Raw genomic sequence first — 14,681 nt, forward strand, 5'->3', positions numbered from 1 at the left:
GCTCAGGGCGCGGTCACCAACTCGACAGGCGTCTCGACCACGCCGTCCTTCTCATGTTCCGGGGCTTGCCCAGCAAGCAGCTTGAGCGCGGTCTGGATACCGAACACCGCCTGCTTCGCGGCGAACTGGTCGGCAGTAGCCAGCACCCGGCCATCCTGGAGCATCGGCTTGATCGCCTGGATATTGTCGTAGCCGACCACCTTCACCTGCCCGGCGCGGCCCGCCGCGCGCACCGCCGATACCGCGCCGAGGGCCATGCTGTCGTTGCCGGCGAGCAGCGCCTTGAGGTCCGGATGCTCGTTGAGCATCGCCGAAGCCACCGCGTTGCCCTTCTCGATTTCCCAGTTGCCCGACTGCAAGGAGACGATCTTCATCCCCGCCGCGTCCATCGCATCCTTGAAGCCGGCGGTGCGCTGCTGGGCATTGGTGGTCGTGGAGACCCCTTCGATGATGCCGACCTCGTCACCGGCCTTCAGTCGCTTCGCCAGGTACTCGCCGACCAGCCGCGCGCCCTTGCGGTTGTCGGGACCGACGAAGGGCACGCCGATCTTCTTCGCCTGCAGCACCTGCGGGTCGAAGCGGTTGTCGATGTTGACCACCACGATGCCGGCGTCCAGCGCTTTCTTCACCACCGGCACCAGCGCCTTGGAATCGGCCGGCGCGATCACCAGTGCGTCGACCCCGGAAACGATCATCTGCTCGACGATGCGGATCTGGCTGGAGGTATCGGTCTCGTCCTTGATGCCGTTGGAAACCAGTTCGAACCGGTCGGCATGCTCCTTCTGGTAGGCCTTGGCGCCGTCCTCCATGGTCAGGAAGAACTCGTTCGCCAGCGACTTCATCACCAGCGCGATCCTGGGCTTCTCGGGAGTTTCCGCGTGGACGGCGGACAGGGGCAGGAACGAGGAACAGGCAGTCAGCACAACGGCAGCCAACAGGCGCCGGGAAGCGACCCGCTTCATGGTGTATCCTCCAGCTTTTCTTATCGTTGTATTGAGGCTTTTCCAGGAGATTATCCAGACGCAAACGTTTGCGTTAGGTGAATATGCGTCGATCTGACAGATTCTGTCAATCGCCATGAGCAACTGTCGCGAACCGGTCGGGATCGGTTGGATTCTAGTTCGCTACGGCTGGGAAACGCAGGATATTTTGCTTGGCCGGCAGATCTCCCGCCGGCCGCTCAGCGCAACCGGTGCTTGTGCAACAGGCGGTAGAAGGTCGGCCGCGACACCCCGAGCATCCGCGCGGCCACGCTGAGGTTGTCGCCGTAACGGGCCAGCGCGTCGCACATCGCCTGGCGCTCGGCGCAGAGCTTGTAGACCTCCAGGCTGGACAACGGCGGGCCGTCGCCGCGCGCGCACTCCAGGCCGAGGTCCTGGGCCTCGATCTGCTTTCCCTCTGCCAGGACCAACCCGCGACGTACCCGGTTGGCCAGTTCGCGGACATTGCCCGGCCAGGCGTGCATCGCCATCGCCGCCAGCGCGTCCTCGCTGAAGCGGCGCGGGCGGCGGCCGGTCTCCAGGCTGTAGAGCCGGGAGAAATGATTGGCCAGCAGCGGCAGGTCCTCGCTCCGTTCGCGCAACGGCGCGGTGCCGACCTGCAGGACGTTGAGCCGGTAGTAGAGGTCCTCGCGGAACGTCCCGGCGTCGATCGCCGCCTCCAGGTCGACATGGGTCGCCGCCAGCACCCGCACGTCCACCTCGACCGGCCGGCTACCGCCGACCCGCTCGATCTGCTGTTCCTGGAGAAAGCGCAACAGGTTGGCCTGCAACTCCAGCGGCAGGTCGCCGATCTCGTCGAGGAACAGGGTGCCGCCGTCGGCCGCCTCGATCCGTCCGACCTTGCGCTGGTGCGCGCCGGTGAAGGCGCCCTTCTCGTGGCCGAACAGCTCGGACTGGATCAGGTGCTCGGGAATCGCCCCGCAGTTGATCGCGACGAACGGCTTGTCCGCGCGCCGCGACTGCCGGTGCAGGGTACGCGCGACCAGTTCCTTGCCGGTGCCGCTCTCGCCACGGATCAGTACCGGCGAGTCGGTCGGCGCCAGCTTCGCCAGCAGCCGGCGCAGGTCGCGTACGGCCAGGCTCTCGCCGAGCAGTTCGTGCTCGCCCTCGGCATCGCCGGGCACCGTGCCGCGCCCGCGCAGGCGGGCCATGCCAAAGGCGCGGCCGAGGGTCACCTGCACCCGCGCCATGTCGAACGGCAAGGTATGGAAGTCGAAGAACCATTCGCAGACGAAATCGCCGACGCCATTCAGCGGCAAGGTGTCCGGGCTGAGCACGGCGATCCACTCGGTGCCGCTACGGCTGATCAGGTCCTTCACCGTTTCCGGCCGCTCCAGGTGGAACGGCCGCAGGCGCAGCAGGCCGACGTCGCAAGCGCGTTCGCGCGCCGTTTCCAGCGCGCAGCTGTCCACTGCCCAACCCGCCTCGCGAAGGCCCGGCAACAGGCGCCGGCAATCGTCGCACGGGTCCACCACCAGCAGACGGCGGAGGTTCGATGCATCTAACATGTGTGCTCCTTTGCGGCGCCAATTCTTTGAACCGTCATAAAAACGGCATGTTGGCGCTCTGAAAGGAAAATCTAGCAATTTTTTGACGCGCGAAAGTGAATCTTTGTTTATATCGCCAATGCCGAAATCGTCTTATCAGTCGTAGCCGCGACGCTTGACTTCCAGGCGCCGGACGAACTCCTCCAGGACCAGCTTGTAGAGGTCGTCGCCGAGGTAGACATCCTCCACCCCGCAGTCGATGTTCGGGTTGTCGTTCACCTCGATCACCACCACCTTGTCGCCGGCCTGCTTCAGGTCCACCCCGTAGAGGCCGTCGCCGATCAGGTTGGCGGTCTTCACCGCCAGCTCCACCACCTTGCGCGGCGCCTCGTGCACGGGCATGGTGCGGAAATCGCCGCTGGCCTCCTCGGCGTCCGGGCTGTGGTCGTAGATCTGCCAGTGGCCCTTGGACATGAAGTACTGGCAGGCGAAGATCGGCTTGCGGTTGAGCACGCCGATACGCCAGTCGTACTCGGTATAGAAGAACTCCTGGGCAAGGATCAGCACCGAGCGCTCGAACAGCTCGGCGCTGGCCGCCAGCAACTGCTCCTGGTCCTCCACCTTGATCACCCCGCGCGAGAAGCTGCCGTCGGGAATCTTCAGCACCAGCGGGAAGCCCAGGCGCTCGCCGACCTTCTCCAGTTCCTGCGGGTTCTCCTTGTAGAGAATCTCCGTGGCCGGCATGCCCAGCTTGTGGCTGAGCAGCAGGTCGGCCAGATACACCTTGTTGGTGCAGCGCAGGATCGACACCGGGTCGTCCATCACCACCAACCCTTCGCTCTCGGCCTTCTTGGCGAAACGGTAGGTGTGGTCGGCGACATTGGTGGTCTCGCGGATGAACAGCGCGTCGTACTCGGCGATCCGCGAATAGTCCTTGCGCTCGATCAGGTCGACGTCGATGCCGAGGCTGCGGCCGACCCGCACGAAGTTCTTCAGCGCCTTGGCATCGGACGGCGGGAACGCCTCGCCGGGGTCGTGGAGGATCGCCAGGTCGTAGCGGAACGGCTTGCGCGAACGCGGCTTGCGCCAGATCTGCCGGCTGAAGCTGTCCAGGGCGTTGGCGAAGAGGTCCTCCTGATCCTCGCGCAGCTTGTGGATGGCGCCGGGCTTGATGCCCTCGATGTGCCAGGTGCGGTTGCGCTTGAACTCCACCAGCAGCAACGGGCAGGGAAACGCCTCGAACAACTGTCGCGCCAGGTCCTGCAACGGCTCGATGTCGGTACGGCCGAAATACAGGGTCAGGGTGAAACCATCGGTGCTGCCGTAGGGGTGCGCGGCCAGGGCCTTGTCCAGGGTGCGGTCGAGGTCCTCCAGGACCAGGCTGTACAGCGACTTCCTGGCCAGCTCGCTGATCGTCCGCACCGAGGGGATCACCTTGTGCCCGCGCGCCTCGGCGAGCAGCGAGCAGTAGTAGCCATGGCGCAGGTACTTGTAGTGCCGGCACAGGTTGATCACCTGGACCCGCTTGCCAGTGTCGTCGTCGATGGGCAGTTCCAGGTATTCCTGGGCGGTGACCACATCCTCGCTGGGGTAATAGGACGTCCAGTCTTCCTTGCGTTCCACGATGATGAACAGCTTGCTCACGACACCTCCCGGGGGGACAGCGAAACCACGGCGCATTCGGAACCGGCTTGCCGGCGCACGCATCCCGGCCAATACTCGGCGGGAATCCCTTGCGAAACCGCTCTATGGCGCCTGCCAGCAAACCGAAGCGTACAGCACCCATTACAGCACGCCCGCGCGGAAGTTCCCGCCCGCGGCCGTGGAGACCGCTATGAACCTGACCCTCCGCCCGGCCGGCGCGGACGACCTGTCCGCCCTGGTCGAGCTGGAAAACCGCTGCTTCGACTACGATCGCCTGTCCCGCCGCAACTTCCAGTGGATGCTCACCCGCGCCCACGCCAGCCTGACGGTAGCCGAGGGCGACGGCGGCGTGCTCGGCTACGCCCTGGTGCTGTTCCACGAAGGCACCTCGCTGGCCCGCCTCTACTCCATCGCCATCGACCCGCGCGCCCGCGGCATCGGCCTCGGCCAGAAGCTGCTGGAAGCCGCCGAGCAGGCCGCGCGGGACAACGACCGCGCCTACATGCGCCTGGAAGTGCGCCCGGACAACCGTGGCGCCATCGCCCTCTACGAGCGCAACGGCTACCGTCCCTTCGCCACCGTGCGCGACTACTACGAGGACCACAGCGAAGCGCTGCGCTTCGAGAAACGCATCCGCAACCCCGGCCACGACCAGCGCCGCCACGTGCCCTTCTACCGGCAGACCACCGATTTCACCTGCGGCCCGGCCTGCCTGCTGATGGCCATGGGCGCGCTGCAACCGGAGCGCCAGTTGACCCGCCGCGAGGAACTGCGCCTGTGGCGCGAGGCGACCACCATCTACATGACCGCCGGGCACGGCGGCTGTAGCCCCCAGGGCCTGGCGCTGGCCGCCTGGCGGCGCGGCTTCCGGGTCAAGCTGGTGCTGTCCGCCAGCGGCCCGCTGTTCCTCGACGGCGTACGCAACGAAGACAAGAAGGCGGTGATGCGCCTGGTCCACGAGGACTTCTGCGAGGAACTGGACGCCTCGGGCGTCGAGCAGAAGCGCTCGGCCAGGCTCGACATCCCGCGCCAGCTGGCCCGGGGCGGCCAGCCGCTGGTGCTGATCAGCAGCTACCGCCTGACCCGCTCCAAGGCCCCGCACTGGGTGCTGGTCACCCACTACGACGAGGACTTCGTCTACCTCCACGATCCCGACGTCGACCACAGCCAGCACCGCCAGCCGCTGGACTGCCAGCACATCCCGGTAAGCCACGCCGAGTTCGACAAGATGAGCCGCTTCGGCCGCAGCAAGCTGCGCGCGGCGGTGATCCTGTTCAACCCGGAATGATCCGCATCGCCCCGCCCTGCGGCGGGGAGATGTTCTCGCCTATCAATCAATTCCATCGATAGTGGCTAGTGAGACTATCCATTTTTCATTCGCCAACGCCGATGTTTACATAGTCGCCAGATCCCCGAATAACCAGAACGGAACTGGAGACGACACCATGAGCTACTCCGCCAAATCCTTTTCGGCCCTGATCAATGCCATGCGCGCCGACGGCATCACCCGCCTGGAACAACTGGCCCGCCAGCCCTTCCGCAACGCCCAGGGCTTCTGGAGCGCGGAGGCGAAGAAATGAAAGCCCTGCTCGACCGCCGTACCGATCCCACTTGGATGCTCTACGCCGCAATCATCGCCTGGCTGGCCTTCTCCGGTCTCTGACCGGCAGGCCACCGGCGCCTCGCCCTGCCGTTCCACGACGCTCCGGCGTCCACCTTTCTCCGGTGAAATACCGAGCTTTCGTCGCCAACATCGCCAGGCGAGGCCTGCGCAAACGTTTCACCCGTTCGCTGTCAAGAAAACCTTGTCAAAAAAGCTGATAGCAGCTTGCCAATATGCCAACGCCTTGGCATAACGGTGCCCAAAAAAGGCCTACAAGGACGTTCCTGATGCGCACCGTGAAAAAGGCTCTGCTGGTTGTCGGCGTGATCGTGCTGGCGGTCGTCGGGGTGGTGGTCTACTACGTCGCCAATCCCAACCTGCCCCACTACCAGGCGCCGAGCGAGGTACGCTACCTGCCGCAATGGAAGGACGAGGCCCGCCAGCGCTTCTACTACACGCCCCAGGGCACCCTGGTGAAGGGCCTGCACTACGACTGGTTCACCGCCCTCGAACTGCCCTTCTCCGAAGAACCCTTCGCCGCCCCCGAATACCTCGCCCGCTTCGGCTTCCTCGTCGATCCGCAGCAGAAGGCCAGCGACCTCAACCCCGGCAACCTGCCGGTGGGCTTCAGCCAGCACCGCGACGAGAAGACCGGCACCCGCTACCTGGACATCACCTGCGCCGCCTGCCACACCGGCGAACTGCGCTACCAGGGCAAGTCGCTGCGCATCGACGGCGGCGCCGCCATGCACTCCATCGCCGCCACCGTGCCGACCCTGCGCGGCGGCGCCTTCGGCCAGGCGCTCGGCGCGAGCATGGCCGCCACCTACTACAACCCGTTCAAGTTCAACCGCTTCGCCAGGAAAGTCCTCGGCGAACGCTACGAACAGGACAAGTCGCAACTGCGCGCCGACTTCAAGGCCGTGCTCGACACCCTCCTGCGCACCGCCTGGAACGACACCCGCCGCCACCTCTACCCCACCGAGGAAGGCCCCGGCCGCACCGACGCCTTCGGGCGCATCGCCAACAGCGTCTTCGGCGATGCCATCGACCCGGGCAACTATCGCGTCGCCAACGCCCCGGTGAGCTATCCGCAGGTCTGGGACATCTGGAAATTCGACTGGGTGCAATGGAACGGCTCGGCCATGCAGCCGATGGCGCGCAACATCGGCGAGGCCCTCGGCGTCGGCGCGCGCCTGCAGATCTTCGACGAGCACGGTCAGCCGCTGCGGGGCGAGCAGCGCTACGCCTCCAGCGTACGCCTGCATGACCTGCACGCCCTGGAAGAAACCCTGCAACAGCTGAAACCGCCGACCTGGCCGGAAGACCTCTTCGGCCGCATCGACCTGCAACGCGCCTCCCAGGGCCGCGCCCTGTTCGAAGCCAACTGCGCCTTCTGCCATGCGCCCAAGGTGCAACCGGCGGAATACGCCGCCCCCGGACGCAATCCCGAGTGGCGCATGCACATGGTGCCGACCGAGGTGATCGGCACCGACCCGACCACCGCCGACAACATCGCCGACCACCGCTACGACCTGCGCAAGCTCGGCTGGAGCGTCGACGAACTGGCGCGGATGAACGTCCAGCTGATCGGCGCCGATCCGCAGCAACTCGACCTCTCGCAACTGTCCTCGGCCAAGGGCCTGGCCTACATCACCGCCTTCGTCGAGCAGCGCGCCTACCGGGACGCCGGCATCCCGCCGGAACAGCAGAAGACCATGAACGGCTTTGACCTGCCGATCGGTGTACAGGAACTGCGCGCCTACAAGGCCCGCCCGCTGGACGGCGTCTGGGCGACCCCGCCATTCCTGCACAACGGCTCGGTGCCCAACCTGTTCCAACTGCTCTCCCCGGCCGCCGAACGCTCGCCGCAGTTCTACGTCGGCACCTTCGAATTCGATCCGAAATTCGTCGGATTCCGCACCGAGAAATTCCCCGGCGGCTTCCTCCTCGACACCCGTCTCACCGGCAACCGCAACAGCGGCCACGAATTCCGCGACGGCTGCCGGCAGAACGGCGTGATCGGCCGCGCCCTCAGCCCGGAAGAACGCTGGGCGCTGGTGGAATACCTGAAGGTGCTCGGCAACCCCGAATTCGAGCGCCGCCTGGTCCCGGCCCAGACCCCACCCTGGACGCCCGGCCCGAAATGCCCGGCGCCGGAGCAACGGACCGCGCAACGCTGAACCTGGGAAATGGAGAAGCGCGAGGCATGGCGCCGCCGCCCCTCTCCACCCCGAGCAGCCCCTCTCCCTTCAGGGGGGACGCCTAGCCAGAGGACGGGGAGAAGCAATCGTGGCGCACTCCCCGCCCAAGAAGAATAAAAGCCCACAGCCAACGCACACCACCAAGGACACCCACTCCATGCGCGCACTCCTCACCCACGCCTGGCTGTTCCTCGGCAAATGGCTCGGCCGCCTGCTCCTCCTGCTGCTGGCCGTCGGCCTCGGCGGCTGGGCCATCGGCAGCCTCTACTACGCCTGGAAATTCTCCGGCCCGGTGTCCGCGGAAGAGCAGATCGCCCCGGACGAAGCCCGCATCACCCAAGCGATCATCCAGGACGCCATCCGCGTGGTCGAACAGCACCGCGACAACACCCGCGTCCTGCGCGATGCCCACGCCAAGGCCCACGGCTGCGTGAAGGCCGAGTTCAAGGTACGCGCCGACCTCGACCCGACCCTGCGTCGCGGCGTGTTCGCCGAAGCGGGCAAGAGCTGGAACGCCTGGGTGCGCTTCTCCAACGGCAACGCCTACCCGCAGTTCGACAGCAAGAACGACGCGCGCGGCATGGCCATCAAGCTGCTCGACGTGCCCGGCGAAAAACTCCTGCCCGGCCGCGGCCATGACGGCGAGCAGGACTTCGTCATGTTCAACCAGCCGGTGTTCTTCATCCGCGACATCGCCGAATACCGGCAGAACTTCGCCGCCCAGGCCGACGGCAAGAAAGCCCTGGCCTTCTTCCCCAACTGGAACCCCGCCAGCTGGGAACTGCGCCACCTGCTGATCGCCCTGCGCACCCTCGCCCCCGCCCCGGACAGCCCGCTGCACGCCGGCTACAACGGCATCTCGCCGTACAAGCTGGGCGAACACAACATCAAGTTCCGCGTCGTCCCCGCCCCGGAGAAATGCCCGGCCTACCAGCTACCGAAGCAGAACCAGGACCTGCCCAACTTCCTCCGCGCCGCCCTGTACCAGCAACTCTCTATCGACCGCACCCCCGCCTGCTACGCCTTCCAGGTGCAGCGCCAGGACCCGGCCAAGTACATGCCCATCGAAGACACCAGCGTCGAATGGAAGGAGTCGGACGCGCCCTTCGCTACCATAGCTGACATCATTGTGCCAGCTCAGGATTTTGATAGCCGGGAACAGAACCTGTTCTGTGACAACCTCTCGTTCAACCCCTGGCACGCGCTGCCGGAGCATCGGCCGATCGGCGGGATCAACCGGTTGCGGAAGGCGGTTTACGAGGCGGTCAGTGGGTATAGGTTGGGGAGAAATGGGTGAGGGGTTGGGTGGAAGGTAGCTGCGTATGGAGGCTCTTATTGGTATGGATTTCGCCAATCTGGACTGGCAGAAAACGGCCAGAAGCGGCCGTTCGGAACAGACTTCTTACTACCCATAGTTGCCGGTCATTTACGTCTACAGAGTCAAGGGAGATATAGAGTTAGGATTGAGGAAATATAGATTCGCGTACAATATTCGATTGATAACTGGGTGCTCTGTCTGACGGAAAAATGAGGTGAGCGCATCAATTTCCTCAGAAATAATGTCATTTTTTATTGCGCCGCCTCGGCAGCTGAGGCAGATTGCCATCAGCAGCAGGTCGCGGGACAACTCTGTATACTGCACCACTTCATTTATAAATAGTAAGGAGTGCGGCAGTAATATTTTGGAATGGAGAGACACATGAGCGGCTTCAAGGTTATCGAACAAAAGAATATATCAGATTCGCTTGTTTCGAGTATTGAGACTCGCGATGTTGCTCTCTGGATCAGAGAGCTAGGCGATATTGAATCTACTGATCCGATAATTGCCTTTGCAAGCTTGCCGTGGCGCGCGATCTTTATTGAGAATTACAATGCTAATTTAGTTAGCGCGCTAGAAAACGCTTCCGATTTTGATTCTATAGAAACAAGAAGGCGAGGATTTGTACAGATAATCGATAACGATCCAACGGCCTCTCAATTGCCTCATCGTTGCCTGCCGGTATATCTGCTGAACGGCAAAAATGAAGCTAACGCAACCGATTTCAAAAGTAGACTGCGACACCTGTCCATGCTGAACGTCTTACAAGAGTCTCAAGTAAGAAGTGTCGTCGTGATAGGTGACGGTGAAGATATCATACCTCCGTCACTTACAGAGCTTTGGAAAGCTGGTTTCCAGTCTTACTTAACTGTTTGCAGTCAGCGCCAAGACGCAACTGATTTACTTACAAAATGGGTGGAAAGTCACTCGCGTGCAAAAGTCGTAAACTTATTATCTTTAGATATAACTAGCGCAGCCATCGAAACCGTCTCCAAGTATCGGCAGACGTATCCTGAGCATGCAACAATTGTAAGAATGAAAGATAGGAGGGGGGATTTCAAAAATATCGACCTATCATTTGTCGATGATTTGCAACGTCCAATTACAGAAAACTATAAATTAATTCAGCTTCAAGATCTCTCCCCGTTGCTCCCGGAAGAGCTAGCTGAAAAAGATTTTATCGAATTTTTTCAAAATACAGACTCTTCATGGAGACCGTACAGAGCCGGTTTACCGTGGATCAAGGATAAAACTTCAGGAAAAAAACTTCTTTCTTTAGTTAGCCGGCTTGATACCGTTGGGGCTGATGAAAACTGCATCGCTTATATAACAGCAGAATCAGGAGCCGGCGGGACTACATGTGCTCACGCTCTCGGCTGGGAGTTGGCTAGCAAAGGTTATCCTGTCCTTGTCGCTAAGCAATTTCCGTTTATTCCAGATGCACTTAGTATCTCAAATTTTTTAACGAGGGCTCATCAAGCTTTTTCTGCAGATCATGGAGAAGAGTCTGAGCCAATTGGGATAGAGTCTTCAAAAGGGTCAGGGTCAAAAAAATATGAAACACCTTGGATCATAATTTTTGACGTTATTCATTGGCAAGGGCGCGACGGAGAACTATTAAGATTCAATCAAGAATTGATCAAGTCTGGCAGACCAGTATGCACGCTCATAGTAAGTAGCCCTGTGGTTGGATTGGCATTCTATACCTCTCCTACATTTAAGCGTATAGCTGAACTGAATCATGCACTCGATGAACGAAGCACGCTTGAACTTGGTCAGCACTTAAATCGCTATCTTAAAGTTTACGGGAAAGCTAGAAGTCAAAGCCAGTGGAATAGTTTCTACCGAGCTCACAGCATTGAGAATCTGGAAGGTCTTGCATCATTCTGGGTCATACTTTCCTTCTGGATTCAAGGAGAATATGACTTAAACGAGTCGATCCAATCATGGATGTTCAGAAAATTCTGTGAGAATACTGAAAGTAAAAATATCCGCCTGGCAGTGTTAGAAATTGCAGCACTGAGTTCTGAAAGAATACCGATGCCTGAGGGCTTGCTACTAAAATCCGATAGTGAATGGCCAATGTCACATCTTCTAGAGGACCGAAGAACAGAATTGGCGTCGCTAGGGCTAGTAAAGGTTGCAGCTAATGGAGAGCGCTATTGGGCATTAATTCATGACATATTGGGTCGTTATTTAATTAATGCTCTTTTTTTTGATAACGAAAAGCGCAATGATCTGGGCTTTTCCGAAGCCCGCGATGCAGAGCATTTAAGATTCTTACTACTGGAAAGAGTTTCTAAGAAGCCTCAACTTGGAGAGATTCGCTATCGAGCCGTGGGCGAAGATTTCGCAAAATCGATATTTAAAATTGACCCTGCACATGGCCGCGCAAATTTTATGTTTTTTTGGCGATCAGTTCTCAAAGCCTTAGACAATATGCCAGCGGGCCTTAAGAATACAAGTCGTGTATTTCGTCACCATAGCGCCATCTCACGTCGGCGTATTGCGAAGTTTGACGAAAAAGCAAATCTTGTCACTCCGAACGAACGAAAGTCGTTGCTCAATGCGGCCATCGTAGATATCCGCTACGCATTAGAATTTATTCAATTTGAATCAGGATCTGAGCCTGACATTAATCTTTATAACTCTTTAGCAAACGCTTACTTAGATTTTGCCAAGATTGAAGCTGCGCAAGGTGCATCTAGAGATATAGTTCTTGAGTATATGCAAGCGGCAAGCCAGGCAACTCGAAAGGCATACGAACAAAATCCGAGCAGTCCCTTTGTTATGGAAACTTATGTTAAGCACTTGCTGGAGGAAACATCATTAGAAGCTCCAGATAAAGCAATCGCTCACTGCATCGAAGTGTTGGGGGTCATATTTTCCGCGCTCACATCTAATGCGCACACTGCTCGAAACATGCAATGGCAAGGCCTTGCCGATGAAGCAATAAAAAAATTATTTAACCTCACACCTCTAGACTCCCTTTCGGCTGATCCCGTAAACAGTACAGACTTACTAATAAATGCATGGAAACTCTTGGCCGGCGGAAGCGAAAGCGGCCAATTGGACTTGGCGAATGCGAGTACCACCCAACAAAATGCCGCGCTTAAAATGTTGGACCATCCTATAGGAAGAGGTAACATTCAAGTTTTACGATTAAAGTACGAGCTTGTATGCATTACATCTCCGTTTGATTTCAAAAAACAACTAGAGCTAGTTGAGGAGGTGGTCTTATCTACATATCAAGAGCCTTTGCAGATAAGGCTAGAGTATGCCATTCTTTTATTTCAAGAGAATAGACCTGTCGAAGCTGATAAAATATTCCGTGGCTTACGGCAACTTTGGAGAACTACTGAGCATTATGTCCAAGTGCCATCGAGACTCAGGTGGCTCCGTGTACCAGGAACTGAAAATCTTCAAGTGGTCCATGCCGTCGCAGGATCCGATTACGAGCGTCGCGGGCTAGCTACTGTTAAGGAATTTGTCAATATAGGCGTGCCTTTTAGGGTTGAGGAGTTCGGATATCGGCAGCTCCGCCCCGGGATGCAGTTTGTTGCTCAGGTATCGTTTGGACATAATGGTCCGTTTTTACGTCCTGTTTTGGTAGCAAACTCTCAAGAAGAGCTCGGGATATGAGTGATGATATCGCGAGCTATGCAGGTAAACTCGGGATGCAAATAAAACGTCGCAACGTTTTAGTTGAGGGCACATCAGACGTCGCTTTAATACATCTCGTTGGCCAGCTTGAAAAGCAGCGCTCCGGATTGGATTTTTTGGAGGACCTAGCATTTCTAGCTGCTGGAGAAAGAGAACAGGGTGGAGTGGACGGGCTTCTTAGAGAGTTGATAACTTTTAGAAGCCTAGGTCGAAACGTGATGGACGCCAATGGGAAGCAGATCTATAGATTCGTAGGGCTATTTGATAATGATCATGCTAGTCGGAGGGCAATCGCGACAGCAAAAAGTGTAGGTGGTTTGTTAGAGTATAGAGATGTATTCCGGCTTATGCCTATTATGCCACTACCCGGGAATCTAGACCAAAAAACAGTCGAAGCTGCATTTAAAAAGAATAATGAATCTTACAGGGGGATGGATTGGGAGATTGAAGATTTAATATCCGAAGAGCTAGCACTTGCATTTATTGAAGAATTTGGGGGAGCGGTAAAAACCAACATAGCGAAAGCAGATAAAACACATCGCGAATTTACCAAAGATGGAAAGGCTAAATTTCATCGGTACATTAAGGAAAATGCTATACGACAGGATTTAGAAGAGGTTTTGAAATTGATTTCTGCGTTGCGGTACTACTTCAATTTGCCTATTCCTAATTCCCACCATACCTAAATGGCTCGTTAGGCTGAGATTAAAATTTTAACCGTGAGCAAGGAACCTAGGCTCGGTTCCTGTAGCGGTGTGTAAAAAGGCGTTTCCAACGGTCAGTATGTGGGCATTTTGGCAGGACCGAATTCTTCAACAGAACCGGCCGAAAGCACCCCTAGATTTAGCGTCTGCTTCTGGCCGTATACAGCCGTTCCCTCCCTAAGCCATAGCATCTCCCATACCTGGTCGGCACACCTATTGCCACCCGCAAAACCACAACCTCCCCCGCTGCTAACCGCAATAGCTGCGGCTTGAGTGTCGCGGATCGGTTTTTGAAATGTGGTGTTGGCGGCCCTCACCCCAACCCTCTCCCGCACACGGGAGAGAGGGCCGGGCGTGCCTTGTGGGTCGAGCGCCTCGCTCGGGCGCAGCCTGGAGCGATGTCTACCCTCCCCTAGCCCCGGGCATCTGGAAACTGGAATTCGGCCCCCAGCCCAGGCAACCAGAAGCACCGGAAACGCGCCCTGAATGATTTCAGATTCGCGCCGAAACCTTCGAAAGCCGTTTCCTCGCACCCGAAAGCCGCCGAGGCTGCCCTGCGGCTTTCGCTGCGCAACGGCTAGTCGCCTACTTGCACCGGTCGCTCAGCCTGACCAGCGATGCGCCGTACACCGCGTCGTCTTCGGAGGCGAAGATCGCGTCGCCTTCGACGGTGGCCCCCGGCTTGAGGGTCTCGGCGGTGAGTTCCTCGTCCACGGTATCCAGCCTGAAGGACTGGCCGGCGGCGGACTGCGCCACCAGGCAGCTGTTCTTCAGGCTGATCTCGCTCTTCGCCGCATTCACCAGGCGGACCTTGAAGGCCTGGGTGCGGAAGTGCTTGTCGCCGACGGACACGCTGCCCTTGTCGCCCTGGCGGGCGAAGACCATCACTGCGTCCGGCGCGGCGGCGAAGCCGAGGGAAGGAGCGGCCAGCAGGCCGGCCAGGGTCAGGGCCATTGCGTTCTTCATACTGATTTCCTTTGGCAAAGACTGAACGACCCGGTGATTTTCCGTGGGTCTTTTCGCCGCGATCAAGCGCAGTGCCAAGGAATGCGGGGCG

At 58.9% G+C, this 14,681-nt stretch carries 10 protein-coding genes; 6 read left to right on the plus strand and 4 right to left on the minus strand.

The annotated features are described in order from the left end of the window. Positions 1–2 precede the first annotated feature (2 nt). The 3 genes from VQ067_RS16125 to VQ067_RS16135 all read right to left on the minus strand — a co-directional run bounded on the left by VQ067_RS16125 (position 3) and on the right by VQ067_RS16135 (position 4,132). Positions 3–962, minus strand: a complete 960-nt coding sequence (locus VQ067_RS16125) for a sugar ABC transporter substrate-binding protein (RefSeq protein WP_003139787.1) — start codon at positions 960–962, stop codon at positions 3–5. 218 nt (positions 963–1,180) lie between these two features. Continuing rightward, a complete protein-coding gene (locus tag VQ067_RS16130; RefSeq protein ID WP_003450268.1) occupies positions 1,181–2,509 on the minus strand; it encodes a sigma-54 dependent transcriptional regulator in 1,329 nt (442 codons plus the stop codon). 135 nt (positions 2,510–2,644) lie between these two features. After that, positions 2,645–4,132, minus strand: a complete 1,488-nt coding sequence (locus VQ067_RS16135) for a RimK family protein (RefSeq protein WP_033991026.1) — start codon at positions 4,130–4,132, stop codon at positions 2,645–2,647. Between the two features lie 190 nt (positions 4,133–4,322). On the opposite strand from VQ067_RS16135, the gene VQ067_RS16140 reads away from it, so the two are divergent. The 6 genes from VQ067_RS16140 to VQ067_RS16165 all read left to right on the plus strand — a co-directional run bounded on the left by VQ067_RS16140 (position 4,323) and on the right by VQ067_RS16165 (position 13,606). Further along, the gene (locus VQ067_RS16140) at positions 4,323–5,420 is read left to right on the plus strand and encodes a GNAT family N-acetyltransferase/peptidase C39 family protein (RefSeq protein WP_003088292.1); all 1,098 of its coding nucleotides are present in this window, start codon (positions 4,323–4,325) and stop codon (positions 5,418–5,420) included. 157 nt (positions 5,421–5,577) lie between these two features. Then, positions 5,578–5,712: a hypothetical protein gene (locus VQ067_RS16145; RefSeq protein ID WP_003088290.1), complete on the plus strand. Its 135-nt coding sequence runs from the start codon at positions 5,578–5,580 to the stop codon at positions 5,710–5,712. Between the two features lie 310 nt (positions 5,713–6,022). Next, on the plus strand, positions 6,023–7,918 hold the full coding sequence (locus VQ067_RS16150; RefSeq protein ID WP_003139800.1) for a di-heme-cytochrome C peroxidase: 1,896 nt from the start codon (positions 6,023–6,025) through the stop codon (positions 7,916–7,918). 178 nt (positions 7,919–8,096) lie between these two features. Then, a complete protein-coding gene (locus VQ067_RS16155; protein WP_003088286.1) occupies positions 8,097–9,236 on the plus strand; it encodes a catalase family protein in 1,140 nt (379 codons plus the stop codon). 402 nt (positions 9,237–9,638) lie between these two features. Next, positions 9,639–12,899: a hypothetical protein gene (locus tag VQ067_RS16160; protein ID WP_023094765.1), complete on the plus strand. Its 3,261-nt coding sequence runs from the start codon at positions 9,639–9,641 to the stop codon at positions 12,897–12,899. Continuing rightward, the gene (locus VQ067_RS16165) at positions 12,896–13,606 is read left to right on the plus strand and encodes a hypothetical protein (RefSeq protein ID WP_145980491.1); all 711 of its coding nucleotides are present in this window, start codon (positions 12,896–12,898) and stop codon (positions 13,604–13,606) included. The genes VQ067_RS16160 and VQ067_RS16165 overlap by 4 nt, the downstream gene beginning before the upstream one ends. Before the next feature lie 603 nt (positions 13,607–14,209). Here VQ067_RS16165 and VQ067_RS16170 read toward each other — a convergent pair. Then, a complete protein-coding gene (locus VQ067_RS16170) occupies positions 14,210–14,590 on the minus strand; it encodes a DUF4354 family protein (RefSeq protein ID WP_004363688.1) in 381 nt (126 codons plus the stop codon). Between the last annotated feature and the right edge of the window lie 91 nt (positions 14,591–14,681).

Source organism: Pseudomonas sp. KBN12P06040, from assembly GCF_037574965.1.
GTDB lineage: Bacteria > Pseudomonadota > Gammaproteobacteria > Pseudomonadales > Pseudomonadaceae > Pseudomonas > Pseudomonas aeruginosa.

What these genes read in the sequence shown, in the direction of transcription:
- VQ067_RS16125 (WP_003139787.1), bottom strand. Translation starts at nt 962, where the DNA reads ATGAAGCGGGTCGCTTCCCGGCGCCTGTTGGCTGCCGTTGTGCTGACT.
- VQ067_RS16130 (WP_003450268.1), bottom strand. Translation starts at nt 2,509, where the DNA reads ATGTTAGATGCATCGAACCTCCGCCGTCTGCTGGTGGTGGACCCGTGC.
- VQ067_RS16140 (WP_003088292.1), top strand. Translation starts at nt 4,323, where the DNA reads ATGAACCTGACCCTCCGCCCGGCCGGCGCGGACGACCTGTCCGCCCTG.
- VQ067_RS16145 (WP_003088290.1), top strand. Translation starts at nt 5,578, where the DNA reads ATGAGCTACTCCGCCAAATCCTTTTCGGCCCTGATCAATGCCATGCGC.
- VQ067_RS16150 (WP_003139800.1), top strand. Translation starts at nt 6,023, where the DNA reads ATGCGCACCGTGAAAAAGGCTCTGCTGGTTGTCGGCGTGATCGTGCTG.
- VQ067_RS16155 (WP_003088286.1), top strand. Translation starts at nt 8,097, where the DNA reads ATGCGCGCACTCCTCACCCACGCCTGGCTGTTCCTCGGCAAATGGCTC.
- VQ067_RS16160 (WP_023094765.1), top strand. Translation starts at nt 9,639, where the DNA reads ATGAGCGGCTTCAAGGTTATCGAACAAAAGAATATATCAGATTCGCTT.
- VQ067_RS16165 (WP_145980491.1), top strand. Translation starts at nt 12,896, where the DNA reads ATGAGTGATGATATCGCGAGCTATGCAGGTAAACTCGGGATGCAAATA.
- VQ067_RS16170 (WP_004363688.1), bottom strand. Translation starts at nt 14,590, where the DNA reads ATGAAGAACGCAATGGCCCTGACCCTGGCCGGCCTGCTGGCCGCTCCT.